Below are 26,465 nucleotides of genomic sequence, written 5' to 3' on the forward strand. Positions count from 1 at the left end.
TAGCGTTTTGGACCCACCTGACTCCATGCCGAACTCAGTAGTGAAACGAAACAGCGCCGATGATAGTGTAGCATTTGCTATGTGAAAGTAGGACATTACCAGGCTTCAAATTGTAGAAAGCCCGAATCTAACGATTCGGGCTTTTTTACGTCTGCAGAAAAGTAAAATGTGCGCAATTATCATCCACTCACAGCAACACCCATCTCGTAGGCCGGGCGAGCGCAGCGACTCAAGACACAAAGAGAGTGTAGCATTTCACTGTGACTCTCCACCGCTGTGGGCACTACGACATCCCGCACCGACTTCAAATTGTAGAGAGCCCGACTAGAAATAGTCGGGCTTTTTTACGTCTGAAGAAAAGTGAAATGCGCGCAATTAACACACATTCACATCAACACCATCACGTAGGTCGGGTGAGCTTAGCGACTCCTGAAGTTAATTTAATCTTTTTTATTTTTTATAAAAGCTAATTACTCTCATTTCCTTAGATAACAAATTTAATTTTGCTTTGTTACTGTCTTTGATTTAGGATCAAATCAGTTTAAAACCAAGAACTAACAGCCTGTGTATAGATTATTAATTAGCGCCATATCCATTTTATTTTGTTTTTCTGTGTCGGCAGTTGAAGTAACTGATCTATATCAAGATATTTTAAAAGTGGATGACAAAACACGAGATACTCGATTAGCTGCGAGTCGAAAAGCTTTGCTTAATGTTTTAGTGAAAGTAAGCGGTGATGAAACTGCGGATCAAAATAAGTTAGCGCAGCAACGTACTAAAGATATTTCTGATTATATGCTTAAGTTTGAATATGACGAGAGAGCAAATGGACAATTGAAACTCGTTGTTAAATTTGAAGCTCGAAAGATCAACGCGCTAATCAAAGAGTTAAACTTACCTTTATGGGGAGTACAACGTCCATTAGTCGCAATATGGTTAGGTATTGAAGACAATTGGCGCAGAGAATTAGTAACACAAGAAAGTTACCCGCAGTTAGAGCAGTTAATTTATGACAAAGCAGGGCGTCGTGGTTTACCTGTCGTTGTTCCATTACTTGATTTACAAGATCGACGTCTAGTAGGTATTCCTGAGGTATGGGGTAACTTTTCTGAACCAGTAGAAGAGGCCTCTAGACGCTACAGTGCTGAGCGAAGTATTACAGCAAGAATGTATAAAGAAGCTGATAGCGAAAATTGGATTTTAGATTGGCGTTTTACTAATGATGATCAATTTGATTCAAATAGATTAACGGGCGATAAGCAGCAAATAGTTAGCCAGATGATTGACACCTTAGCTCGAGGCCTTGCAAGTGAGTATGCAATTGACCCAAATGCTTATTATGAACAAGCAACTGCTACGCTCACGCTAAAAGGCACACAAAGTTTTGTTGATATAGAATTAGCGAAACGAAGATTATTGAGCATAAGTGTTGTTACGCAAGTCAAAATTGTTCGTAAAACACCGGAATTTGTTGAATTTAAATTAAATCATACTGGTAACTTGAGTGATCTTAAAAAAGGGTTAGGGTTAGACTCTTCATTTAAAGATTATGAGGATCCACGCGCATTTTATCATGTTGTTGATAAAAATAGCTTAGAGTATCAATGGGTAACACCATAATGCTAATGTCTGAGCCGATGCAAATGGCACTACCGGTTACTTTACCGGATGACGAAACATTTGCATCGTATTTTGGGGGAGAAGACTCTTTGGAGGTTAATCACCTAAAAGATAGCTTTTCCAAATTAGCAAAAACGTTTCAGTATACATACCTATGTGGTTTAGGTGATTCGGGCAAGTCTCATCTTTTATATGCAACCTGCATAAAAGCACAAGAGCGTGGCTTATCTAATATGTTGCTGTCTATGCGCGAAGTAATTGACTTTGGACCCATGGTATTAGACGGTTTAGAAGCGCTTGATGTTCTATGTATTGATGACGTGCATTTAGTTGCAGGGAATGATGCGTGGGAAAAAGCACTATTTAACTTCTTTAACCGGTTTAACGAACCCGGTAAAATGTTAGTAGTAACTGCTGATTTACTTCCTAGCATGCTCAATATATCTCTGCCTGACTTAGAGTCTCGTCTAACGTGGGGAACAACCTTTCAAATTCGTTCTATGAGTGATGACGATAAAGCACAAGCGCTTGTTAAGCGCGCTCACATGCGCGGCCTTGAATTAAGTGATGAGTGTGCACGCTTTTTATTAACCCGTTTAAGCCGTGATATGCGAGCTTTATTAGATGTACTCGACGAATTAGATCATGCATCTATGGCTGCACAGCGAAAATTAACTATTCCTTTTATAAAATCAACGTTAAAGCTGTAGTAGGTCTAGAATCTAGACCCTGCTTTCAGTTATCATAAGCTATTATCAGAGCGTGTTTACCTTTCCTGATTGGAATTTGTTTAATTTAAGAGTGCTTTAATCGCGTCGTGAGGGCTTTAGCGTAGTATTTATATGCGAAACCCGAACAACAAAGAACGTAGCCTCCGAGATAAACACTTCAAACTGCATGTGTTTGGTCTTTATTTAGCGTTATTGCATCACTTATGTAGGAAACTACAGTCCAATGCTTAACCTTATTTAATAACCAACCACACTGTTGTAAAGCAATCTTGAAAGGCCAACACGCTCTTAAGCAATCACCTTCTGTGAAAGATCAGGTATCGAATGAACTTAGAAAACATATTAGCGCAAGCACTTGAGGCGGTAGCCAGTGCCAGTGAAATAGCGCAGTTAGAAGATATCAGGGTTAATTACCTTGGTAAAAAAGGCGAAATCACTAGCTTACTTAAAACGTTAGGTAAAATAGCACCTGAAGAACGTAAAGAAGCAGGCCAAGTTATAAACCAAGCTAAACAAGATGTGCAAGTTGCTATTAACGAAAAGCGTGAATTGCTTGCAAGTAAAGCACTTGAAGAAAAGCTAGCTGCTGAAACTATAGATGTAACTCTGCCAGGACGTGTTATGCCTACCGGCGGTTTACACCCAGTTACGCGCACTATTGAGCGTATAGAAAGCTTTTTTGGTGAGTTAGGTTTTGAAGTTAAATCTGGTCCAGAAATCGAAGACGATTTTCATAACTTTGATGCGCTAAATATCCCTGAGCACCATCCAGCACGTGCTGATCATGATACCTTTTATTTCAATCCTAAATTAGTACTACGCACACAAACTAGTGGCGTGCAAATTCGTACTATGGAAACTGAGCAGCCACCACTGCGCATTATTTCACCTGGACGTGTATACCGTAACGATTACGACCAAACACATACACCAATGTTCCACCAGGTTGAAGGTTTAATGGTTGATACCGATGTTAGCTTTACGGAGTTAAAAGGTATTTTGCATGATTTTTTACGTAACTTCTTTGAAGAGGATATGGAAATTCGTTTCCGTCCTTCATTCTTCCCATTTACAGAACCTTCAGCTGAAGTAGATGTTATGGGTAAAGACGGTAAGTGGTTAGAAGTACTAGGCTGCGGCATGGTACATCCCAATGTACTTAAGTCTGTGGGCATTGACCCAGAAAAATACACCGGCTTTGCCTTTGGCATGGGTGTAGAGCGTTTAACAATGTTGCGCTATGGCGTAAACGATTTGCGTGCATTTTTCGAAAATGACTTAAAATTCCTGAACCAGTTCCGTTAAGAGTGAAACAATAAAATGAAATTTAGTGAAAAGTGGTTAAGAGAGTGGGTTAATCCTGCTATTGATACGCAAGCTCTTTCGGAACAGCTTTCAATGGCTGGTCTAGAAGTTGATGGTGTTGAGCCTGCTGCTGCCAAATTTAATGGCGTAGTTGTTGGTGAAGTTGTTGAATGTGGTCAACACCCTGATGCAGATAAACTTCGTGTTACCAAAATTAACGTAGGTGGCGATGAGCTACTTGATATCGTGTGTGGTGCACCAAATTGTCGTTTAGGTATTAAAGTTGCTGTTGCAACTGTGGGCGCTGTACTTCCTGGTGACTTTAAAATTAAAAAAGCCAAACTACGCGGCCAACCTTCAAACGGAATGCTATGTGCTTTTGTTGAGCTAGGTATTAGCGAAGAAGGCGACGGCATTATGGAATTGCCAAGTGATGCACCAGTAGGCACTGATTTACGTGACTACCTAGGTCTTGATGACAATATTATAGATGTTGATTTAACACCAAACCGTGGTGATTGTTTAGGTATTAAAGGCCTTGCTCGTGAAGTAGGTGTTTTAAATAGCATTGACGTAAATGTATTAGGTATCCCAGCGGTTACGCCAACAATTGATGACAAAGTATCAATTGAGCTAGTTAACGAAGATGCATGTCCTCGTTACCTTGGCCGTGTGATAAAGGGCATTAACCTTGGTGCTGAAACACCACTTTGGATGGTTGAAAAATTACGTCGTAGTGGCGTACGTTCTATCGATCCTGTAGTTGATGTTACTAACTATGTATTACTTGAACTTGGTCACCCAATGCACGCGTTTGATTTAAATGCGATTGAAGGTGGTATTAAAGTTCGTAGTGCAAACGCAGGCGAAGAACTTGTTTTATTAGACGGTAATACCGCTAAATTAAACGACACAACACTTGTGATAGCCGATCATAATAAAGCACTTGCAATTGCGGGTATTTTTGGTGGGGAGCAATCAGGTGTTACAGATAAAACATCTGATATATTACTTGAAAGCGCATTTTTTAATCCTGTAGCAATTGCAGGACAAGCACGTAGCTACGGTTTACACACTGATGCTTCACACCGTTATGAACGCGGTGTTGATTTTGCTCTACAACACGATGCAATGGAACGTGCAACAGCACTTCTTCTCGAGATTGTAGGTGGTCAAGCAGGCCCTGTAGTTGAAGCTGTTGCGGCTGATAAACTACCAAAAGTGACTGAAGTACGTCTTCGTCGTGCACGTTTAGACCGTGTTATTGGTCATCATATTGAAGATGCTAAAGTAACAGATATTCTTACGCGTTTAGGTCTTGATGTTAAAGTAGAAAATGAAAGCTGGAGTGCGGACGTACCAAGCTACCGTTTTGATATTCGCATCGAAGAAGATTTAATTGAAGAAGTAGCACGTGTTTACGGTTACAACAGCATTCCAAATGTTGCACCAACTGCAAAACTTAAAATGACGACACATAACGAAGCAACTATTGCGCTTAGCAAGTTCCGCAATACGTTAGTGACTCGTGGTTACCAAGAAGCAATTACGTACAGCTTTGTAGACCCTAAAGCACAAGCTATTTTACACCCAGAGTGTAAAGCAATGGTATTACCGCATCCTATTTCAATTGAAATGTCAGCAATGCGTGTAAGTTTAATGCCGGGTTTATTAGCGTCTGTAGCGTATAACCAAAATCGCCAACAGCCTCGTATTCGTTTATTCGAACATGGTCTTAAATTTATAAGCGACGAAAGTGCAGAAAATGGTGTTTACCAAGTACCGGTTATTGGCGGTGTTATTACGGGTCTTGTAAATGGTGAACATTGGGTTGAAGAAAAACGCAATGTTGATTTTTACGATTTAAAAGGTGATGTTGAAGCCTTACTTGCAATTACCAATGACATTACTCGCTTTGAAATTAAAGCCGAGCAGTCAGATGGACTTCACCCTGGTCAATCAGCAGTAATATATGTTGATGGTAAAAAGGTTGGTTTTTTTGGTGCTTTACATCCTCAAGCTCAAAAGTCGTTAGATATCAACAACGCAACTTTTGTTTTTGAAATTGAAATGTCAGCAATAGAAAAAAGAAATTTACCGCAAGCCGAAGGGGTGTCTAAATTCCCTTCAAATCGCCGCGACATCGCGATTTTAGTGGCAGACAGCGTTAAATCTGGCGACATTTTAAGCGTGATCGAAAAAGTTGGCGGAAATCAATTGGTTGACCTAAACTTATTCGATGTGTATAAGGGCAAAGGTATTGAGCCAAATTATAAGAGTTTGGCGATTGCTCTAACACTGCAAGCGGTTGATAGAACACTCGAAGAGAAAGATATCAATCTAGTAGTTGATAACGTGGTGGCCGAATTGGCCGAACAGTTTAATGCATCGTTGAGGGACTAGATATGGCGCTTACTAAAGCCGACATAGCTGAACACCTATTTGAAAAGCTCGGGATCAATAAAAAAGATGCCAAAGATTTAGTTGAAGCGTTTTTTGAAGAAATCCGCTCAGCGCTAGAAAAAGGCGAGCAGGTTAAGCTCTCTGGATTTGGTAACTTTGATCTTCGAGACAAAAAAGAAAGACCAGGCCGCAACCCGAAAACAGGCGAAGATATTCCTATTTCGGCACGTCGCGTGGTGACTTTTCGACCAGGTCAAAAGCTTAAAACCCGCGTAGAAGTGGGCACAAGCAAAGCAAAATAAAAAAAGGCAGCGTAAGCTGCCTTTTTATTTGCCTGAATAACCTAGTTATTAAATTATACCAACCTGCATAAATCTTTGATCAATTTAACGAATTAAATAACACTATAACGTCGTTAAAATATTTTTATCTAGAACAACTAGATACAAAATTTTTGCCTAGTTCTAGTGTAATTTCCTTAACGTTAAATAGACCCCATACATAAGCAGATTGGTATTAGGTTATTTTTGCGATTATAAATTAAAACTCTCGAGGAGATACAAAATCACCTGCCATTATTTGCTGAAATGTTTGCTCTACAAGTACATCTAGGCTATCTAAGCTTTTACCATTTGCGACTAATTTCTGCTCAATTTCAAATACATCAATATTTTCAATCCCCGACATTTGCGCTACTTTAGAAAATATATATGCGTGCTTAAACTTATCATGTTTATAAAAAAGACTAATAAGTGATGTATACACTTCCGGATTCGGTATGTTGTCTTTTTTATTGAGCTCTAGAGTTTTATAAAGTAAATCAATGGTTTTTTCATCATCAAATTTAATATAGTACGATGCTAAAAAAAATTGCATTTCGGCACTTTGCGTTACACTTTTATCATTTTCTATAGCCAATAATTTAGTCAACGCACTTTGGTTGTTATTTCGTGACCATTGGTAGTAGAGCAAACCTGGGTGGTTTGTATTTTGGGTATCTTGATATAACCGAGTCATTTCTTTAATACTCGTTAATTGACCATCAATACGTGACGTTTTTTTAGCTTTTAACTTAATATGTTCAATTTTAGCGGCCAAAGTTATGCATTGGTTATAAGATTCAAAGTCCTTGAGTAATTGATATTTATTTTCATCAGTAGGGTCTTTGTATTCTATGTAGCGTTTGATAATTACATCAGAACGCTCATCCTTGCAGTGACTGTCTTTGTTTAAGTCGCTACAAAAGCCAGGTGTTTCTTTGCACACTTGTGCGAGTGTTAACGGCTCTTCACACCCTGCCAATGTTAGCAAACCCAATAGTACACTTGCTTTTTTAAGCATTCCTTAACCCCAAATGAATATTTACTTTGTTATTCTAACGCAATCATTTAATGCCTAACAGTAGAGAATAACTTCAGTTTAAATTAGAATAGCCCTGCCTGAAGTGCATTACTCTCAAAATATAGTGCATTTTTAAAGGCTATCCGTTCAAAATGATAAACTTAGGTAAATAAAATGACCTCATCTCACGAGTTAGAATACACAAATAGTTGGCAAGAGCGCCAAGATTACGCAGAAAGCATGCAACCAATTATTGGTAAGCTTTACCGTAATCGTGGTATCGAAATCGCTGTATATGGCCGTCCTCTCGTAAATGCCAGTACTATCGATATTATCAAATCTCACAAAACCGTTGCTCAGTTTGAAGGCACTAAATTACGTTTGCGCGAAAGCTTCCCATTTTTAGAAGCTATCAGCAAAATGGAATTAAACTCAGCACGTATTGATATTGGTAAGCTTGCATATAGTTATTTGTTCACTGAAGCCGCAAAAGGTCGTTCAGTAGAAGAGTTTGTAAAAGATGAACTTGCAGAAATAACAGACTCACCAGCGAAAGAGCCACGCGATGTAGTATTGTATGGTTTTGGTCGTATCGGTCGTTTATTAGCGCGTTTATTAATTGAAAAATCAGGTCCATATTCAGATTTACGTTTGCGCGCTATTGTTGTGCGTGGTGGTAAAGATGGGGATCTTGAAAAGCGTGCAAGCTTACTGCGTCGTGATTCAATTCACGGTCCATTCAATGGCTCAATCACGATTGATAAAGAACGCAATGCAATTAAAGCTAACGGTAGCTACATTCAAGTTATTTACGCTAACTCTCCTAGCGAAATTGATTACACTCAATACGGTATCGACAATGCATTAATTGTTGATAACACCGGTATTTGGAAAGACGAAGCGGGCCTTGGCCAGCACCTAGAGTGTAAGGGCGCTGCAAAAGTATTATTAACAGCTCCTGCAAAAGGCAATATCAAAAACATCGTATATGGTGTTAATAACAAAGATATTTTACCTGAAGATAAAATTGTTTGTGCAGCAAGCTGTACAACCAATGCAATTACACCAACGCTTAAAGCATTAAATGATAAGTTTGGTATCAATAATGGCCATGTTGAAACTGTACACTCGTACACGAACGATCAAAACCTTATTGATAACTACCACAAAGCAGAGCGCCGTGGCCGTGCCGCAGCACTCAATATGGTAATTACTGAAACAGGTGCTGCAAAAGCGGTTTCAAAAGCATTACCAGAGCTTGAAGGCAAGTTAACAGGTAACGCAATCCGCGTACCTACACCTAATGTGTCGCTAGCTATTTTAAATCTTAACTTAGCAACAAGCACATCAGTTGAAGAGCTAAACGCATTTTTACGCGATACAGCACTTCATTCAGACTTACGTGATCAAATTGATTACACTGCATCAACGGAAATTGTATCTACCGATTTAGTAGGTAGCCGTTACGCAGGTGTTGTTGATTCACAAGCAACAATTGTTGAAGATAACCGTATTGTTTTATATGTATGGTACGACAATGAGTTTGGTTACAGCTGCCAAGTAGTTCGTTGTATGCGCGATATGGCCGAAGTGTCATTCCCAAGCTTACCTCGCTAATTTATTTGCAGTGACTTAAAAGCCAGCATGTTGCTGGCTTTTTTGGTCGTGTATTATTTTTAAAGCGTATGCCTTGTGATAGGCTTTAATTAAGAAGATGCACATTCGTTTTACTATTTATAAAATAATGTCAGTTCTGTGAATTAATAAGCAGATAAACTTATTCAACCTAAAGGTTTTTTCATGAAAATCAGCAGCAATTTCGACAGTGGTAATATCAAAGTTATTGAAGCCACCGATCCTTTAAATATTCAATTAGAAATTAATAAAGATCACCAGTCTGAATTTTATCAGTGGTTTCACTTTCGTCTTGAAACAACACCTTACCAATTGCATAAGTTAAATATTAATGAGCTTGATAAATCAGCTTACCCAGATGGTTGGGAAGGGTACCAAGCCGTTGCATCATATGACCGCCAAACATGGTTTCGTGTACCATCAAGCTATGAAAATGGCACATTAAGCTTTGAAATTGAACCAGAGTGCGGCAGCGTATATTTTGCTTACTTTGCGCCATACAGTTACGACCGCCATTTAGATTTATTATCTTGGGCACAAAGCCAAGGCGCTTGCCAATTAATAACGCTTGGTGAAACACTCGATGGCCGCGATATGAGTGTGCTTAAAATTGGTGAGCCAAGTGAAGACAAGAAAACCATTTGGATCACAGCACGTCAACACCCAGGTGAAACAATGGCGCAGTGGTATGTTGAAGGTCTACTGCACAAACTTCTTGATGACGAAGACCCACATGCAGCTGCGCTTCTATCAAAAGCAGTTTTTTACGTTGTGCCTAATATGAATCCAGACGGTAGCGCACGCGGACATCTTCGTACTAACGCTAAAGGTGTTAACTTAAACCGTGAATGGCAAACACCAAGCATGGAAAATAGCCCTGAGGTTTACTTAGTGCTTAATAAAATGCGCGAAGCTGGCTTAGATATGCACTTAGACATACACGGCGATGAAGCTATCCCATATAACTTTGTGGCAGGCAGTGAAGGTATTCCAAGTTACGATGAACGCTTAAAAGGTTTAGAAGATAGCTTTAAAGCTGCGCTTTTAACTATTACACCTGAGTTTCAAGATGAGCATGGCTATCCAAAAGATGAGCCAGGTCAAGCTAACCTAACGGTAGGTTCATCAGCTACGGCTGAAGAATTCAAAGCATTAACGTACACAATTGAAATGCCATTTAAAGACAACAACGATTTACCTGATCCAGATTACGGCTGGTCAGATCGTCGTTCGTATCAATTTGGTCAAGATACATTAGCGGCTATTGTTAATGTTGTTGATGATTTAAGATAAAACGTTTATCTAAAAGGGTATCAATGTTTTGATACCCTTTTTGCTTTTAATAAAACCCCTTGTATAAAAAAATAATAATCATATAGCAGCTTTATTCTTAAAACGTTTTCAACGCTTCTTCGCTGCGTATCATCACCGTATCGGTACAAATCAATCTACTTTCATTTAAATACTACAGATGTAGTGCCTTTCGCCAAGCGTGTAATTATATATTTTGAAAATTAAGTGTTAACAAAGTTAGGTTACTTAAGTTAAGATTAATTAAATCATGAGTCGGGACGGGAGAGGTAAAACCTTATTTCGTAAAGCTTATGTAGCGTAGTAGCTAAAGCAGAGTCTCGTAATTAAAAATAATAAATATAACTATAGAGGATATCCATGGAAGCTTTTGTAAGTGCTGTTAATGATGTTGTTTGGAGTAATGCACTCATCTATTTATGCCTAGGCGCAGGCTTGTTTTATTCAGTATTAACTCGATTTGCTCAAGTTAGACATTTTAAAGAAATGTGTAAGTTATTATTTAGTCCTAACACGTCTGATAAAGGTATCTCATCTTTTCAAGCCCTTGCAGTATCGTTGTCTGGACGAGTAGGCGTTGGTAATATCGCTGGCGTTGCTGCCGCTATCGGCTTTGGTGGGCCAGGCGCAATTTTTTGGATGTGGGTTGTTGCATTTTTAGGTGCAAGCACTGCATACGCAGAGTCTACTTTAGGCCAAATTTATAAAACAGAAGAAGATGGGCAATACCGTGGTGGCCCAGCGTACTATTTTGACCGTTGTTTAGGGCAAAAGTGGCTAGCTGTTTTATTTGCTGTTTCGGCGATTATTGCCTGTGGTGTTTTTCTACCTGGTGTACAAGCAAATGCAGTAGGTAATGCGTTTACCCAAGTGTTTGGCAGTGGCAACATGGTTACTACTAGCTTTGGTGACGTAGGTAGCTTTAAGTTAGTCGCTTTAGCAATCATCCTTATTGTTTTAGCGTTTATTATTTTTGGCGGTATAAAGCGTATTGCAAACTTTACGCAAGTAGTAGTGCCATTTATGGCACTGGGTTACATAGTACTGGCATTAATCGTGGTATTTTTAAATTTAGATAAAGTAGCTGATATATTCTATTTAATTATTAGTGATGCATTTACTGCACAGGCTGGTTTTGGTGCCGCTATTGGTTGGGGCGTAAAGCGTGGTATATATTCTAATGAAGCTGGCCAAGGTAGTGGGCCTCATGCTGCAGCCGCTGCAGAGGTTGATCACCCAGCTCAACAGGGTTTAGTACAAGCTTTTTCGGTTTATGTTGATACCATTTTTGTGTGTACTGCAACAGCATTAATGATTTTAATAACGCAGCAATATAATGTTGTGGGTGATTTACCAGCAGGACAGTTTATTGTACAAAATGTCGATGCAGCGACTGAAGTTGGCTCAGCAGCCTTTACTCAAATGGCTTTATTTAGTGTATTTGGCAGCTTTGGACAAGCATTTGTCGGTATTGCATTATTCTTCTTTGCCTTTACCACAATACTTGCTTATTACTTCATTGCAGAGACAAATATTGCTTACTTAAATCGTTACTTTAAAGGCAATATCCCGCTTGTCCTTGTGAAATTTGTGATTATGTTCATGGTTGCATACGGTATGGTTAATAATTCAGGTTATATCTGGACTATTGGAGATATTGGCGTTGGCTTAATGGCTTGGATTAACATATTGGGTATTTTAGCTATTTTCTTTGTAGCTAAGCCAGCTTTGTTATGTTTGAGCGATTATGAGGATCAGAAGAAAAAAGGCGGAAAAATCACATTTGACCCAGTTAAATTAGGGATTAAAAACGCCTCGTTTTGGGAAAAGCGTTTAGAGAAACAGTCAAAAGACGCTGAGTAATTAAACTTAGTGGGCAACTTAGAAAATTATAGCCCCTAAATCAGTTGTTGGTTTGAATTCAAAAAAGACAACGAGAAATAAAACAAGTACAATAAAGGCGCCGAAAGGCGCTTTTTTTATGCGTAGTATGGAGAGAAGTATGGCGATTATTCGTTGCCCAAAATGTGCAAAATCAATTTCAGATAAACATAAGCAATGTCCGCATTGCGAAAGCAACATTGCAGAGCTAAACGACGAGCAAGTTTTACAACTTCAGCGCGAACAGCGAATTAAAAAAAAGCAGATGTTTATAAATCACTCCTTTTTGGCGCTTATCTTATTTTTAGGTGGTTTTTTCTGCTTGTACTTTTTACAACCGCAAGAAGAAACACTTCAGTGGTATGCTTACACTGCCGCAATAGGCATAGGCTGTATCTGGTACCTTATAAATCGTATTATTTTAGTGACTCTAAAAAAGAAAAAATGACATGAACATCGACAATCTTGTACAAAATATTACTCCCGAATTATTCGAACGCTTACAATACGGTGCTTCTACTGGCAAGTGGCCAGACGGTACCGTTTTATCAGATGAACAAAAGCAACAAACAGTGCAGTTGGTTATGTTGTATCAAGCAAAGGTGGCTCAATCAAACGAGCAATTTACGATTGGTGCTAATGGTGAAATGATCCAAAAGACAAAAGCTCAACTACAAAAAGAATTCAAATCAGACAACGAAATAGCTAGGTTTAGTGAACATGATCTTTAAGCACCTTTTTACACCTAAGTGGAAACACCCAAAGCAACAAGTACGTCTTGATGCTATCGAAAAATTAGACATTGAACGTGATGCAACCATATTAAACACGTTAGCACTTGAAGATAGCTCAGCTGAAATTCGCCGTAAAGCGCTGCAAAAGGTAAACAATTTGCCGCTATGGTGGAAAGCATATAAACAAGATCAAGCATTAAAAGATATAGCAGAGCTGCAAATATCTAATGCTGTTTTAAATAGCGAAAGTACACTAACAGCGCAAATCAAAAGTGAATACATAGAGCGTTTTGCACCTGTTAAAACACTCGAAAAGTTAGCATTTGCAGAAAAAGAACTGCAAGTACGCGTTAAATTATTAAAACGTTTAGCAAATCCAAAATTAGTAGAAAAAGCATTTAAAGAAGGTAGCGAAGAGCTACAAACTCAGTTAGTTGAACTTGTTATTACCCATCAATTAATTAAGCCATTAGTAAAACATGCAAAAGGTGATGCAAAAGCAGCACTTGAAACGCATATTGAAAATGAGCGTTTAGCAATTGAAATGCCACTTCAGGTTGAAAGTGCAACACGTGTTATTTTAGCTAAGTTAAATGCTTTACGTGAAAAAACAGATTTTGGTGTTGTAAATTCACAAGCCGGCGAATTAATGGCCCAGTGGCAAGCACTTGAGCTCAAATGGTTAAGTGATGAACGTGTAAAGCTTCTTGATGAAAAATATATTTCTATTACTACTAAGTTAGATGCACACATTGAACAGCTAAAAGCAGTACATGACAAAGAGCAGCAGCAATTAGCGCAACAACAGCGTCAATTATTAGCACTTGCAACACTTGAAGCTTTAGGTGAAGAAATTGAAAATGCCTTACAGCTTGGTCTTGAAACTCCAGAGCAAATTCAACAAGATTGGCTTGATGCAAAAGTAGCGCAAGCTAAGCAAGCTATTAGCGAAACAGAACTTGCTAATAATGCACAATCAAAACTCGCTGTAAGCAAGTTAGAAAAACTATTTACTCAAGTTGCTAAATTACCCGAGCTAACAACGGCTATTAAAGAGTACAAACTCGCTTTTGCAGCATTATGCGAAATTAAGCCAGCAGAAGATTTAGCACAATACGATGCAACTCTAACTAAATTTAATAATGGCTTTAAAGCAGCGCGTAATCATTTGAATGTTTTAGATGGCGCACTGCAAAGTACCTTTAAAACACAGTTAAATGGGCATAAAAAGCAATTTTTAGCACCAATGAATGAGCTAGTTAAGCCACTTGAAAAAAACCAAAGTCAAGCAAAGCGCAAAGCTCGTGATGTTAAGCGCCTAATTGAAGAAGGTCGTTTTAATGTTGCTTTTGGCGTGTTTAAAGGCTTTGAAGAGTTATTTAATACACTTACTGAGCAATATCAGCAGCCACTTGTAAACATAAAAGCAGACCTTGAAGCGCAACTTGCAGATGCGAAAGATTGGCAAAAATACGCTGCAGCACCAAAGCGTAAAGCTTTATTAGAAGAAGTAAGTGCATTAGTAAGCGAAGAGTGTACAGACCCACAACAACGCTCAGAGCAAGTAAAAGCACTACGTAAACGTTGGAATGAGTTAGGTCGTTTAGACACAGATGAAGAAAAGCTAGAAGGTGTGCAGTTTGATGAACAAATCGAGTTGTTATTTGCGCCTTGCCGTAGTTACTTCGCAGAGCAAGAAGTGCAACGCGAAGCATCAAAAGCACAGCGTGAAAGTATTATTAACGACATGCATGCGCTCCATTTACAGCCAACTGCTGAGGATGATTTTGATTGGAAACATTATGAAAGCCAATACAATCGTTTAAATAAAGCGTGGCGCAGTGTGGGTAAAGTTGACCCTAAAACATACCGTACACTAAACGATCGTTATAAAAATGAGCAACAACAAGTACTGGCTTTATTAAACGCATTTCATAAAAGTAATGCAGCACTTAAAAATGAGTTAGTAGAAAAAGCGCAGCAATTATCACAAAGCGATGATTTAGCCGCTGCCTGCCAAGAGTTGAAGCAAATGCAGCAGCAATGGCAAACCATTGGCTTTGCTGGTTTAAAAGCTGAAAATGCGTTATGGCAAAAGTTTCGTCAGTATAACGATGAAACATTTACTAAGCGTAGTAGTGAGTTTGAGCAGCAAAAACTCGAGCAAAACGAGTCAGATAAACAAGTAATTGCAGAACTTGCTGAGCTTGAAGCAGCACTTAGTGATGTTAATCAAAGAGCGCAGTTGCACGACCTAGAAACAAAAGTGAAAGGGTACACGCAATTTAGATCGTTAGCGCCAAAGGTTACAAAGCTACTAGCTGCTATTGAAGATAAACTTGCATTGCTTACAAGTAAATCTGAGCAAGCTAATTTAGATGTATTAATTACTGCACTTGAAAACAATGAAGCGTTACCAAGTCAGTATCAAGCACCGCTTAAAACAACATTAAGTAAAGAGCAACTTATTACTCGCATGGAAATACTAGCGAACGTAAGTTCAACCGATAAGTCACTTAGAATGGCAGAACAAGTAGCCATGCTAGATGACAAACATCGTGGCGATCATGCTGATTTAAACTATTATTTAAAACAGTTATTAGCGCTCAGTGACGGTTCAGTTGAACCTGACACACTAACGCGACTTAAAGCGACACTTGCAGCTTAATACACTAGGGGGTGTTGACCTTTCGAGGTTGAATTTGCAGCAGACTGTTTGGTATTTAGGCAAGGCAGAGTCTATGTAGTGTGGTTATTCCCCATAAATAGGCGATAACGCAGCATAAATGCCAAACATGCGCTGCCCTTTGGGTTCTTTCTAGGGACGATTAACTCTTTGTTGCTCGGTTTTGACTTAGCCCGCTAGGTTACAAACCTCACGCCGCGATTAAATCGACCCTAGATTGAACAAATTTCAATCCACAAAGGTCAACACTCCCTAGAACCAGCACAATATGTGCTGGTTACTATTTTACTAAGCCGCTTTAATAGCGGCTTTTTTATGTACCACTAATTTATAAACAAAAGGGTTCTCATGAGAATTTTAGTTATTATTGCAGCGTTATTTTTAACCGCCTGTAATACCACGCAAGGCATATCAGTATATTCATTTACTAACTCTGAGGTTGAGTCTGTACTGGGTAAGCAATTACCAAAGTTAAGTGAAAAAGTAAGCTTAATGGGTTTGCCGGTTCAGTTTGATGTAAACGACTTAAGTGTAAATATTGGGCCTGATAACCGCGACGTTGTTGTTCTTGGTGCTGATTCAAGCGCTGAAATTAATGCATTCGCACTTAAATACCCAGTGCGTTTAAAGCTACAAATTGAAGGTAGCCCATTTTACGACAGTGAGAAAAAAGCGGTGTTTTTACGTAATATTAAATTACTTGATTCGAGTGTTGATGCCGGTGGTTTCAAAGGTAATTTAGGTGCACTTGATAGCCAAGCAATGGATGTGATTAATGCTTTTTTAGCGGTTAACCCTGTTTATACTCTAAATATGGATGACCCTAAAATGATGCTACTTAGTAAGCTTCCACTTGATATGAAAGTGGTTGAAGGTGCAATTAAGCTAGTACCTCGTCTATAAGTAGATCTACCTACTTACAATATACGTATTGATTAGCCTGACTTTCAGGCTAATTAGGTTTTAATATTATGGCGGCTCCTCGTACTGTTCCCACTTCTAGGCTTTCTCGCTTTGCAAAATTAGGCTCACTTGCCACAGGTGTTGCTACCAACATGTTAGTTGATGGCGCTAAGAGCGCGCTAACAGGTAAAGGTTGGGACAATAAAAGCTTACTGCTACAACCTAAAAACATTGAAAAACTAGCCACACAGCTATCACATTTACGTGGTGCAGCAATGAAACTGGGGCAATTGCTTTCAATGGATGCGGGTGATCTACTTAGTCCTGAATTAGCTCAGTTACTTGCTTTACTGCGCTCAGACGCGAATCCAATGCCTCATAAGCAGCTTGTTGAAGTGTTAAAAGAGCAATGGGGGGATGAGTGGCTAGCGCGTTTTTCTCACATTGAGCTAAGGCCTTTTGCAGCGGCTTCTATAGGGCAAGTTCATTTAGCTTATAAAGAAAATGGCGATCAGCTTGCTGTTAAAATTCAATATCCTGGTATTGCAAAAAGTGTAGTAAGTGATGTCGATAACGTTATTTCGTTATTAACGATTTCTCGATTATTGCCAAAAGATCTTAATATTAAACCACTTATTGGTGAGGCTAAGGCACAGTTATTAGCTGAGGCTGATTATAAACGTGAGGCTCAGTACTTAATACGTTATAAAAATGCATTAGCAACTAATCCCCATTTTAAAGTACCCAACGTATATCCAGAGCACAGCACACAACAAGTGCTAACTATGGAGTATATAAAAGCAGAACCTATTGAGAGCATTACAGAGCTACCAGATAGTCAAAAAAGCTTTGTTGCAGAGCAACTGATTGATTTGTTTTTTAAAGAAATGTTTGAATTTAAATTAATTCAAACCGACCCTAACTTTGCCAACTTTCATTATCAGCTTGATACACAAAAAATTGTTTTATTTGATTTTGGTGCAACGCGAGAAATATCAACCGAGCTTAGCTTAGCGTACTTAGCCTTATTTAAAGCGGGTAGCGAAAACAACCGAGAAGGTGTACTTAAAGCGGCATCACACATAGGTTATTTTAAAAATGACTTAGTTGACGAGTATAAAAACAACGTCATTGATTTATTTTTAATGGCGTGCGAGCCGCTAAGAGCAGAAGGGGAATTTGATTTTAAAAATAGCGAACTCGCGCTCAAAATTAAAAATGCAGGGCTTGCCCTTAGTGCGCAATCTCAACAATGGCATACACCGCCCGTTGATGCGCTATTTATCCACCGAAAACTTGCAGGACTTTATTTAATAGCCGCAAGGCTAGGTGTAAAAATAGATGTAAAAACGTTATTTAAGCACTATTTATAGCGTTTTAACTTACGCGTAAGTGCACTTAGCGTATAAAATTGCCATAATGCTCGCGATATTTCGCGAGGTGTATTTATGATAAAACAATTTTTAAACGATCCTAAATTATTGCTAAACGCAGTAGGTGAGGGCATATACGGTTTTGACCTATCGGGTAATGCGGTATTTGTTAATCCTGCCGCTGAGCGCATGACAGGTTGGTGCGCTGAGGAACTATTAGGTAAAAAAATACACCAATATCATCACCATACTCATGCTGATGGCACACCTTATCCCGCTGATGAATGCCAAATTTACTGCACCATGTTTGATGGAAAACGTCGTGAAGTTAAAAATGAAGTTTTTTGGCGTAAAGACGGTAGCTCATTTGCAGTTCAATACACTTCAACACCGGTTTATCAAAATGATAAGTTAATTGGTGCTGTAGCGGTATTTCGCGATATATCACTGCAACAGCAAACACAAAATGCACTGCAAGAGGCACTTGAGCAAGTAAAGCATTTAAGTGAGCAGCTAAAAGATGAAAATAACTACTTAATTGCAGAACTTAACGAAGATTGGCAAGACTCAGGGCTAGTTGGACAAAGCCATATATTTCAAACCATGTTAGATCAAATAAAACTGGTGAGTGAAACCGACAGCACAGTGCTTATACTTGGCGAAAATGGCACGGGTAAAGAGTTGGTAGCCCGTAACTTGTATAGGCTAAGCAAACGTAGTGAACAAGCCTTTATAAAAGTAAATTGCGCTGCATTTACACCGAGCTTGCTAGAGTCGGAATTGTTTGGCCATGAAAAGGGCGCGTTTACAGGTGCCAATGACCGCCGTAAAGGGCGCTTTGAACTTGCTGATAAAGGCACCTTGTTTTTAGATGAAATAGCAGAGCTTCCACTTGAGGCGCAAAGTAAATTACTGAGAGTCCTGCAAGAACAAGAGTTTGAGCGTGTGGGTGGCAGCAACACGCTAAAAGTAAACATTAGAGTAATTGCAGCGACTAATCGCGACCTGTGGGAAATGGTACAAAAAGGCACGTTTAGAATTGATTTGTATTATCGGCTCAATGTATTTCCTATAAAAGTACCTGCCCTTAAAGATCGAAAAGAAGATATTCCTTATTTATGCGCTAATTTGATTGCGCAGCTAAATAAACGGCTCGGGAAAAATTTAAAAGGGCTAAGTAAAAAAGCAATTACGCAGCTGCAGGCTTACGATTGGCCAGGCAATATTAGAGAGCTGCAAAATGTACTTGAACGCGAAGCTATTTTATCTAATCAAGCGGTACTTCAGCTAAGTCAGCCTTTGCAAGCGGGTGGTGAAGTAGTTATTAATCCTTCACTTACGCTCGATGAAGCGCAAAAGCAGCATATAACCTCTGTTCTTGTGTTATCGCACTGGCAAATATCAGGTGATAAAGGAGCGGCAGTTAAATTGGGCTTACCTGAGAGTACACTACGCTCAAAAATGCGAAAGTTAGGGATTGCTAAAGATTCGTGATATATCGCGAAGTGCGTTTAATGTCGCGAATTTTATTTTATTGCTTTGAAATAAACCGTTTAATATCAATAATATAAATAAATTTTCAGCTTGGTCTGAAAGTTGCAAATGCTTGCGTAATACCCGTCATTATGAAGCAAGTACTATGAAGTTTGATATTAAAGAAGAAGACATGATCATTAAGCCCTATAACACCGAAGGGCCAATTTATATCCGCGAGCAAAAAGGATTTTTTCAGCGCATACGCCGTAATTTAGGTTGGCTGTTAATGCTAACTTTTATTGCAATACCGTGGATCCAATATAACGGTCAACAAGCTGTGCTGCTTGATGTGGCAACGCAAACCTTTACTATTTTTGGTTTAACACTCCTTCCTCAAGATTTTATGATTTTAGCCTTGCTATTCATGGTGGGGGCTTTTGCGTTATTTTTTGTAACCAACTGGCTTGGTCGGGTTTGGTGTGGATACACGTGCCCGCAAACAATATGGATGCTCATGTTTTCGTGGGTAGAGCAGCGCATAGAAGGCACGCGAAATCAGCGAATTAAATTAGATAAATCTCAGTGGACGCTAAGTACTTGGCGCAAAAAAATAACTAAGCACAGTGCGTGGATTATTATTTCAGTTTTAACCGCCACCTCGTTTATGGCGTATTTTATTCCAGCAAAAAGTTTGTATATGGAAATGCTTACATTTGAATGGTCAGGTATTACGAGCTTTTGGGTGTTTTTATTCGCTTTTTGTACTTACGGTAATGCAGGGTTTTTACGCGAAAAAATGTGCACGATTGCTTGCCCGTATTCTCGTTTTCAGGCTGTTATGTTTGATAAAGATACGTTGCTTGTTACCTATGATAGCAAGCGCGGTGAAAGTCGTGGACCGCGTAAACGCAAAGCCGATCCAAAAGAGCTTAACTTAGGTGACTGTGTAGACTGTAACTTATGTGTAGAGGTTTGCCCTGCAGGAATAGACATTCGAAATGGCTTACAATATGAATGTATAAACTGTGGCTTATGTATTGATGCTTGCGACGATACCATGGAGAAATTTGGTTATCAAAAAGGCTTAATTAAATACGCCAGCGAAAAACAAATGGAAGGCAAAAAAACCAATCCATTTAGATTAAAACTAATAGGATACGGCGCATTAACGGCTTTGTTAATCATTTCTATGTTTGCATGGATGCTGCAACGCACACCAATAGAAGCCTCAGTACTACGCGATAGGAATGCGCTTTATAGAGTGAACTACGAGGGCCTGGTAGAAAACCCTTATACACTTACTATTATTAATAAAACGCAGCAAGCACTGCATTACAGTATTGCCATAGAGGGCTTGCCAGAAGCAACACTCTCAAGTCCAAGTTCTACACTTATACAGCCAGGTGCAATGAAAAGAGTCCCCGTTACTGTAACAGCCGATGGTTACAATATTGCGCACAAAGTGAGTAAGTTACAATTTATAGTAACAGCGCAAGAAGATGCCAGCATTACTATAACCAAAGACAGCCAATTTTATAAAAATTAGTACAGTATATAAGCTCTATATAAACAACGACTTGAGCTCTACCTAGCTCAAGTCATTGTTTAATTCATTTAAAATAAAATGCTTTGCAGATTCTAGATTATCAAAAAGACAATCTTTGAAAGTAACGTCTCTTTTGGCGTTTTGCATTATTCGTTGCATTTGGCTTATAGCAATAGGTGATGTAAGCACAAACGCGCTAATTAAACAGTTGTTTTGCTGCATGCTGTGGCTTATGGCTACCATTTCTTGCTCGGCCTGTGGGGTTGCAGCTACAACGTTTGATGAGTCACTTATATAACCCCATTTTTCGCCTTTAAATGATTGAATGGTTTCAAAAAGCGCTGTTTTAAAATTACTTAAAAGCTCAAGTTCTAGGTTTCCGCTAAATTGTGCAATAACTATATTATTTTCAAGCGATAAATTAACGTGTCCGTTTTCATTTTTGTATTCCATTAATACCTCCTAAATTAGCTTTTTATCTAAATTTAGTTTAGCAGCCAATAGGGTACAAGCGGCTGCAAACTTATTAAAGTGCTTTAATATAGTTAAGGGCGCTTTTAATAACCGCTACTTGCGCCAAAATACATTCTTCATCTGTGGCTGTTGGACTATCAGGGTATACCTCTGTTGTGGTTACATAGGGTGCATCTGTAAAGCCCATACACAAACCTAAATCGCGTGCTGCGTAATTAATAACGCCAAATTGCTCTTGAGGGACGCCTATTAGCTGGTTGTTTTCATCGCTCGGGGCAATGTGCGTGACCTTTGCCACATCTTCGATAATTACTTTTTGAAATTCAGGCTCAGGCTTATTGGTATCGGCCACTAAATAAAACCCATCAGGTATGTTCCAATTAGTGTTTGTTGTGCCTTCACGGGCAGCAAGTGCGGGTCTAAATTCACTGTTATCGCTGTCGGTTGTTTCGTGTAAATCAATATGAGCAACTAAGTCTACATTGAGTGATTTTACAAACGCCATAATAGCTGCTGACTCTTGTGCTGGGCTGCCTTCGTAAAATGAGCGGTTAGGATCAATAGCATCAGGGTTCCAGCGGTTTATAGTTTCATATCCCCAAGGGCTAATGCAGGGCGCAACAACAATATTAAACTGCTCAGAGTGTTGCATAGCGGATGTTTTAGCAAATCTAAGTGCGCCATGTACGCCACTGGTTTCGTAGCCATGTACACCACCGGTGATTAAAACAGTTGGCTTATTGGCATTAAAGTTAGGCGTTTTTAATATATATAATGGGTAAGTACCAGCGGCGTAATTAAGCTCGCCGTATTGCTCTATATCTAAGGTGCTTTTAAGGTCATTAATTAGCGTTACGACTTCGTTTTGGTAACTGCGTTTAATGTTTTGGCGTGCTAACCACTGGGCTTTATCGTTGTTATTCCATTTTTTGCCTGGTGTGCCAATAGGGTATGTGCTGTTAGTCATAATAAACCTTTATATCAACTGTTATTTGTTCTCCTATAAATAAGGAGGGCAATTACAATTGGTAAAATTACTTAATAAAGGCGTAGCTTAACGCTGAGTAAATTAGCGTGCAAATTAAAACGTTAAAGTCATATTTTTAATAGCGCGTGATTGCTGGGCGTTAATATAACTTTGGTTTGCGAACTCACCCGAAATACTACCTAGTCGTTCACGCTTTACACTAACTGTTAAACTACACGTTTTACTTTGATCTACTTGCGAGCTGCTAAACATATCTAAGCTTTGCAAATCTATTTCAAGGCGCGAAGTACTAAGCGCAAAAAGCATTGATTGTAAAAGTGTTTCATTATTATTGTTAGTGCAGCTACTGCTAAGTTCTACTTGACTAGTACTATTGGGATCAGTGCCATCTAACTGAACTGTAAGGGGACTATTAATACTAAAAGTTTGGTTGTTACTCGGGGTTAAAATAATAAAATTTAAAGGTAGTTCCACACCTGAATTCGCATTTATGCCATCGTCTCGTTTAAATTTTATATCAAACTGTTGGTTATCATCAGTAGCATTTATATACGCTTGGTAATCAACGTCTAAAAAGTCGGTATCTTTTGTAAGTACAATAGCAGTGTTATTAACAACAGCTTGCAATGAGTCGCTATCGCTTAAAATAATGTTTGAGCCATTAGCATCTCCCGCATTTAGCTCTGCGTTAACACGCGTGCGGTTACCGTCAGAAATCAGTTCAAAGCCTGCCCAAATTCCTTTTGTTTTTACTAAATTCGACTCTGTTTCTGTTGTACAGGCGCATAATAATAAAATTAAAGCAGTTGTGGTAATGCACTTTTTAAGCATGTTAGCTCCTTTTAACCACTGAATTAGCTATAAGTAATTGTTTAATTGCGGATATACCTGGTAAATATATTAAGTGTATTTGTGCATTGTTACACAACACACTATCTGTAAATGTTTAAAATTGTTAATGGTTGTGAGTAAAATGATAACATTAAGTTTTAAAAGTCAGCCTGCTAAGAGGTTGCTTGATAAATGACTACTATTTAGCGTTAAATGTAATATAAAAGAGTATGTTACAATCAAGCCAAAGCATATCTTCATATTGAGTATTATGGCGCAGTATATTGCTACTCCAAGTTGGCTAGGCCGTTTTTTTACCCGTATTAAACACGTAACTATTGAACAAGAGCGCCTTGTTGTGCATTTTAGAAGTGCTCCCGCACGGACATTTTTAATTAAAGACTTTGATAATTACTCAATACTTAAAAATCGTTTATTTAGCGCCAAAATTAATTTGTGCGATAGTAGCAATACATCAATTAGCTTTTTAAACAAAGCACAAGCTAAGTCTTTAAATACCGCCCTTAATACGCAATTTTCAGCCATGCTTGAGCAAAAAGTAAATAACGCCAAGGCTTTGCTAAAGCGTTATGCTTTAGATGAGTTTTTACGTGATAGTTCCATGAAAATACTTAATAACGAAGTATTTTTACTTGCTAAACAATACGCTCAAAGTACAAATACATGGCAACAACACTTATCGCCAAGCAGTATTAAATTTTTAAATATACTGAGCTCCACACCCAATACTCACGATGCAATCGCACAGCTGCGCCATAAATATGAAAAAAAACAGCTAACTCTTAAAAATGACTTTTTTAATCAAGTAGAGTCAAATCCATTAACAACAGAGCAGCGCTTAGCGGTTATACGCGATAACGATAAAAACCTAGTATTAGCGGCAGCAGGCACAGGTAAAACATCTGTGATGGTCGCAAAATCGTTAGATCTAATAGCGTGTGATATTGCCAAACCTGAGCAAATTTTGGTGCTGGCCTATAATAAAACAGCAGCAAATGAGCTTAAAGAGCGCTTTATTAAACGCGCCACGTATGCAAAATTGCATACCAAAGCACCCACTATTTTAACGTTTCATGCGCTTGGGCTTAAATTATTACAAAGTGCTAAAAAGCCAATCGAATTGTCAAAATTTGCAACCGACCCAGTTCAATTAAATAGTTGGTTAACTGGGTGGGTAAGTAAAAAAATACAAACCGAGCCACAGTTTTTAAAAGCATTTGTAGATTTACTCCATGAGCCGATTGATATATTTAGCTTTAAAGATAATGCACAGTACGAGCGGTACGTACGCGATAACGAATACCGTAGCCTTGCGGGTCATAAAGTAAAAAGTTATCAGGAAGTGCTTATTTCAAACTGGCTACATTTGAATTGCGTGGCGCACAGTTATGAGGTGAATTATCACTTTAATCAAGGCGCAGAGCTAAGTGGGCAATACCAACCAGACTTTTATATACCTCAATACGATATTTACTTAGAGCACTTTGGCATTGATAGGCAAGGGAATACTCGTGCCGATATAGATAAAAAACACTATAACGAGCAAATTGCATTTAAGCGTAAGTTACATAAACAAAATGGCACCACTTTACTCGAAACCTTTCATTACAACTGGGTAGAAGGAAAGCTAGAGCAAACTCTCGCTAAACAATTAAAGCAGCATAATGTTGAATTAACACCTTTAAGTAACGACGAAATATTTCATACTTTAAATAACTCAGGACAGTTACAGCAAGGCATTGATAAGTACATAAAATGCTTACAAGCTATTCGAGTGGAGGAACTAAGTAATAAGCAAATAGCGCAGCGCATCAAGCAAAGTGGTATTAAAAACTATCAACAATATGCAAACTTGTTAGTGCAAATTCATGACGCTTATATAAATGAACTAAGCACGCAAAATGCCATTGATTTTGACGACATGATTATTCAAGCAACAAAGGCGATAGTAAGCGGAGATTTTAATATTCCATGGAGCCACATTTTAGTTGATGAGTTTCAAGATATATCAAGTGCGCGTATGGTTTTTTTAAATGCCACATTAAAATATGGCAAAGGAATACGCTTTACTGCGGTAGGTGATGACTGGCAAGCAATTTATCGGTTCTCGGGTGGTAATTTAGCGCTTACTACACGCTTTAATGAATTAGTGGGCAGCCACTCACTTACTATGTTGCAAAAAACATTTAGATATAACAATAGTATTAGTGATGTAGCGGGGCGCTTTGTAATGCAAAACCCTGAGCAATATAAAAAGCAGATCAGCACACATACGCAAGTAACCACACCACAAGTTATTTTGTTAGACGATTTATACCAAGGCACTAAATCGATAGAAATAAAAGTACAGCAGAGCATAAGCACTATTCAAAAAAACGATGCATCAGCGAGCATTGCCATACTTAGTCGATACCGATACATGTTAAATAGCGTGCAGCAGCATTTAAAAGATAAAAAGCATACAAACCCTCTTTATTTTTGGACATTCCATAGCGCTAAGGGGCTTGAAGCCGATTACTGTATTATTATTGGTTTTGAACAAGGTAAATTAGGGTTTCCTAGCGATAATCAAAATAACGTCCTGGTGGAGTCGTTATTACCAGTGCAAGATGAATTCACTCACTCAGAAGAAAGGCGTTTGCTTTATGTAGGTATTACGCGCGCAAAACATAAAGCGTATTTAATTGCAGACCCTTATGCATGCTCAGCGTTTGTAAAAGAACTAGTAAATGACGATTATCCTATTCAAATCGGCTCCACGTTGTTTAACAAGTCGCAACTAAAGCAAAGAGAGTGTAATACGTGCAGCGACGGATTAATTGTGCCAAAAACGGGTCAGTATGGTGATTATTATAGCTGTACTAATACGCAGATTTGCGAAACTAAACTACGAGTGTGTAAAAGCTGTAGTAGCCCATCAGTTGATAAAAGCACGTATTCACAATGTGTGAATACAGAGTGTAAAACGCAGCATCCAATTTGTGAAAAGTGTGGTCGCGAAATGCGTAAACGTAAATCTAAGCACGGTGAATTTTTAGGGTGCAGTGGTTTCGCGCTTAAAGAGGATAACTGTAAAAACACTCGAAAAATGAATGTTTAATGGCTAACGAGCAGGTTTACACCTGTCTATTTTATAGAACAATGTAAATAGAAATTATATTCATTTGATTGATTTTAACAAGTTATCAATGTCTAATAGAAGAATG

Annotated in this window: 20 protein-coding genes and 1 rRNA gene; 17 read left to right on the forward strand and 4 right to left on the reverse strand. The window is 38.6% G+C overall.

Annotation, left to right across the window (positions count from 1 at the left end; genetic code table 11):
* From rrf to ihfA, 6 genes are all read left to right on the forward strand, one after another.
* Positions 1 to 104: ribosomal RNA gene (rrf, locus tag H5157_RS18645) — 5S ribosomal RNA — on the forward strand; the annotation flags it as partial.
* Positions 105 to 564: 460 nt separating this feature from the next.
* Positions 565 to 1,620: a DUF2066 domain-containing protein gene (locus tag H5157_RS18650; protein ID WP_182696243.1), complete on the forward strand. Its 1,056-nt coding sequence runs from the start codon at positions 565 to 567 to the stop codon at positions 1,618 to 1,620.
* Positions 1,620 to 2,330: a DnaA regulatory inactivator Hda gene (gene hda, locus H5157_RS18655; RefSeq protein WP_182712929.1), complete on the forward strand. Its 711-nt coding sequence runs from the start codon at positions 1,620 to 1,622 to the stop codon at positions 2,328 to 2,330. Before H5157_RS18650 ends, hda begins: the two co-directional genes overlap by 1 nt.
* A 345-nt stretch (positions 2,331 to 2,675) precedes the next feature.
* Entirely contained in the window at positions 2,676 to 3,656 is a 981-nt protein-coding gene (gene pheS / locus H5157_RS18660) for a phenylalanine--tRNA ligase subunit alpha (protein ID WP_039486289.1), read from the forward strand.
* 15 nt (positions 3,657 to 3,671) lie between these two features.
* Positions 3,672 to 6,059, forward strand: coding sequence for a phenylalanine--tRNA ligase subunit beta (gene pheT / locus H5157_RS18665; protein WP_182725263.1), 2,388 nt, complete (start codon positions 3,672 to 3,674; stop codon positions 6,057 to 6,059).
* Between the two features lie 2 nt (positions 6,060 to 6,061).
* A complete protein-coding gene (gene ihfA / locus H5157_RS18670) occupies positions 6,062 to 6,361 on the forward strand; it encodes an integration host factor subunit alpha (protein WP_002960690.1) in 300 nt (99 codons plus the stop codon).
* 238 nt (positions 6,362 to 6,599) lie between these two features.
* Here ihfA and H5157_RS18675 read toward each other — a convergent pair whose 3' ends face one another.
* Complete coding sequence (locus H5157_RS18675; protein WP_182725264.1) at positions 6,600 to 7,400, reverse strand: DUF2989 domain-containing protein; 801 nt, start codon at positions 7,398 to 7,400, stop codon at positions 6,600 to 6,602.
* Positions 7,401 to 7,574: 174 nt separating this feature from the next.
* Here H5157_RS18675 and H5157_RS18680 point away from each other — a divergent pair, with 174 nt between their 5' ends.
* The 10 genes from H5157_RS18680 to ccoG all read left to right on the forward strand — a co-directional run bounded on the left by H5157_RS18680 (position 7,575) and on the right by ccoG (position 20,945).
* On the forward strand, positions 7,575 to 9,017 hold the full coding sequence (locus tag H5157_RS18680; RefSeq protein WP_002960684.1) for a glyceraldehyde-3-phosphate dehydrogenase: 1,443 nt from the start codon (positions 7,575 to 7,577) through the stop codon (positions 9,015 to 9,017).
* 183 nt (positions 9,018 to 9,200) lie between these two features.
* Positions 9,201 to 10,328 (forward strand): M14-type cytosolic carboxypeptidase, encoded by a 1,128-nt coding sequence (locus tag H5157_RS18685; RefSeq protein WP_002960683.1) that lies wholly within the window; start codon positions 9,201 to 9,203, stop codon positions 10,326 to 10,328.
* A gap of 378 nt (positions 10,329 to 10,706) precedes the next feature.
* A complete protein-coding gene (locus H5157_RS18690; RefSeq protein WP_002960681.1) occupies positions 10,707 to 12,209 on the forward strand; it encodes a sodium:alanine symporter family protein in 1,503 nt (500 codons plus the stop codon).
* A gap of 139 nt (positions 12,210 to 12,348) precedes the next feature.
* A complete protein-coding gene (locus H5157_RS18695; RefSeq protein ID WP_002960680.1) occupies positions 12,349 to 12,675 on the forward strand; it encodes a hypothetical protein in 327 nt (108 codons plus the stop codon).
* 1 nt (position 12,676) lies between these two features.
* A complete protein-coding gene (locus H5157_RS18700; RefSeq protein ID WP_007378333.1) occupies positions 12,677 to 12,958 on the forward strand; it encodes a YeaC family protein in 282 nt (93 codons plus the stop codon).
* Complete coding sequence (locus H5157_RS18705; RefSeq protein ID WP_182725265.1) at positions 12,948 to 15,629, forward strand: DUF349 domain-containing protein; 2,682 nt, start codon at positions 12,948 to 12,950, stop codon at positions 15,627 to 15,629. The genes H5157_RS18700 and H5157_RS18705 overlap by 11 nt, the downstream gene beginning before the upstream one ends.
* Before the next feature lie 366 nt (positions 15,630 to 15,995).
* Complete coding sequence (locus H5157_RS18710) at positions 15,996 to 16,550, forward strand: DUF1439 domain-containing protein (RefSeq protein WP_002960677.1); 555 nt, start codon at positions 15,996 to 15,998, stop codon at positions 16,548 to 16,550.
* Positions 16,551 to 16,618: 68 nt separating this feature from the next.
* Positions 16,619 to 17,923 (forward strand): AarF/ABC1/UbiB kinase family protein, encoded by a 1,305-nt coding sequence (locus tag H5157_RS18715; RefSeq protein ID WP_182725266.1) that lies wholly within the window; start codon positions 16,619 to 16,621, stop codon positions 17,921 to 17,923.
* 75 nt (positions 17,924 to 17,998) lie between these two features.
* Positions 17,999 to 19,417, forward strand: a complete 1,419-nt coding sequence (locus H5157_RS18720) for a sigma-54-dependent Fis family transcriptional regulator (RefSeq protein WP_182693059.1) — start codon at positions 17,999 to 18,001, stop codon at positions 19,415 to 19,417.
* 145 nt (positions 19,418 to 19,562) lie between these two features.
* The gene (gene ccoG, locus H5157_RS18725) at positions 19,563 to 20,945 is read left to right on the forward strand and encodes a cytochrome c oxidase accessory protein CcoG (RefSeq protein WP_182712924.1); all 1,383 of its coding nucleotides are present in this window, start codon (positions 19,563 to 19,565) and stop codon (positions 20,943 to 20,945) included.
* 42 nt (positions 20,946 to 20,987) lie between these two features.
* On the opposite strand, the gene H5157_RS18730 is transcribed toward ccoG, so the two are convergent.
* The 3 genes from H5157_RS18730 to H5157_RS18740 form a co-directional block, all read right to left on the reverse strand.
* Entirely contained in the window at positions 20,988 to 21,398 is a 411-nt protein-coding gene (locus H5157_RS18730) for a hypothetical protein (protein ID WP_182693656.1), read from the reverse strand.
* 73 nt (positions 21,399 to 21,471) lie between these two features.
* Entirely contained in the window at positions 21,472 to 22,386 is a 915-nt protein-coding gene (locus H5157_RS18735; protein ID WP_182671832.1) for a M14 family metallocarboxypeptidase, read from the reverse strand.
* A gap of 114 nt (positions 22,387 to 22,500) precedes the next feature.
* Positions 22,501 to 23,238 carry a hypothetical protein gene (locus tag H5157_RS18740; RefSeq protein WP_182725267.1) on the reverse strand — a complete coding sequence of 246 codons (738 nt, stop codon included), beginning with the start codon at positions 23,236 to 23,238 and terminating at the stop codon, positions 22,501 to 22,503.
* Between the two features lie 271 nt (positions 23,239 to 23,509).
* Between H5157_RS18740 and H5157_RS18745 the strand changes: the two genes are divergently transcribed.
* Positions 23,510 to 26,359, forward strand: coding sequence for a UvrD-helicase domain-containing protein (locus H5157_RS18745; protein WP_182725268.1), 2,850 nt, complete (start codon positions 23,510 to 23,512; stop codon positions 26,357 to 26,359).
* The last annotated feature ends 106 nt before the right edge of the window (positions 26,360 to 26,465 follow it).

It is taken from the genome of Pseudoalteromonas sp. SG43-3 (assembly GCF_014164385.1).
In the GTDB taxonomy this organism is placed as follows: Bacteria; Pseudomonadota; Gammaproteobacteria; order Enterobacterales; family Alteromonadaceae; genus Pseudoalteromonas; species Pseudoalteromonas distincta.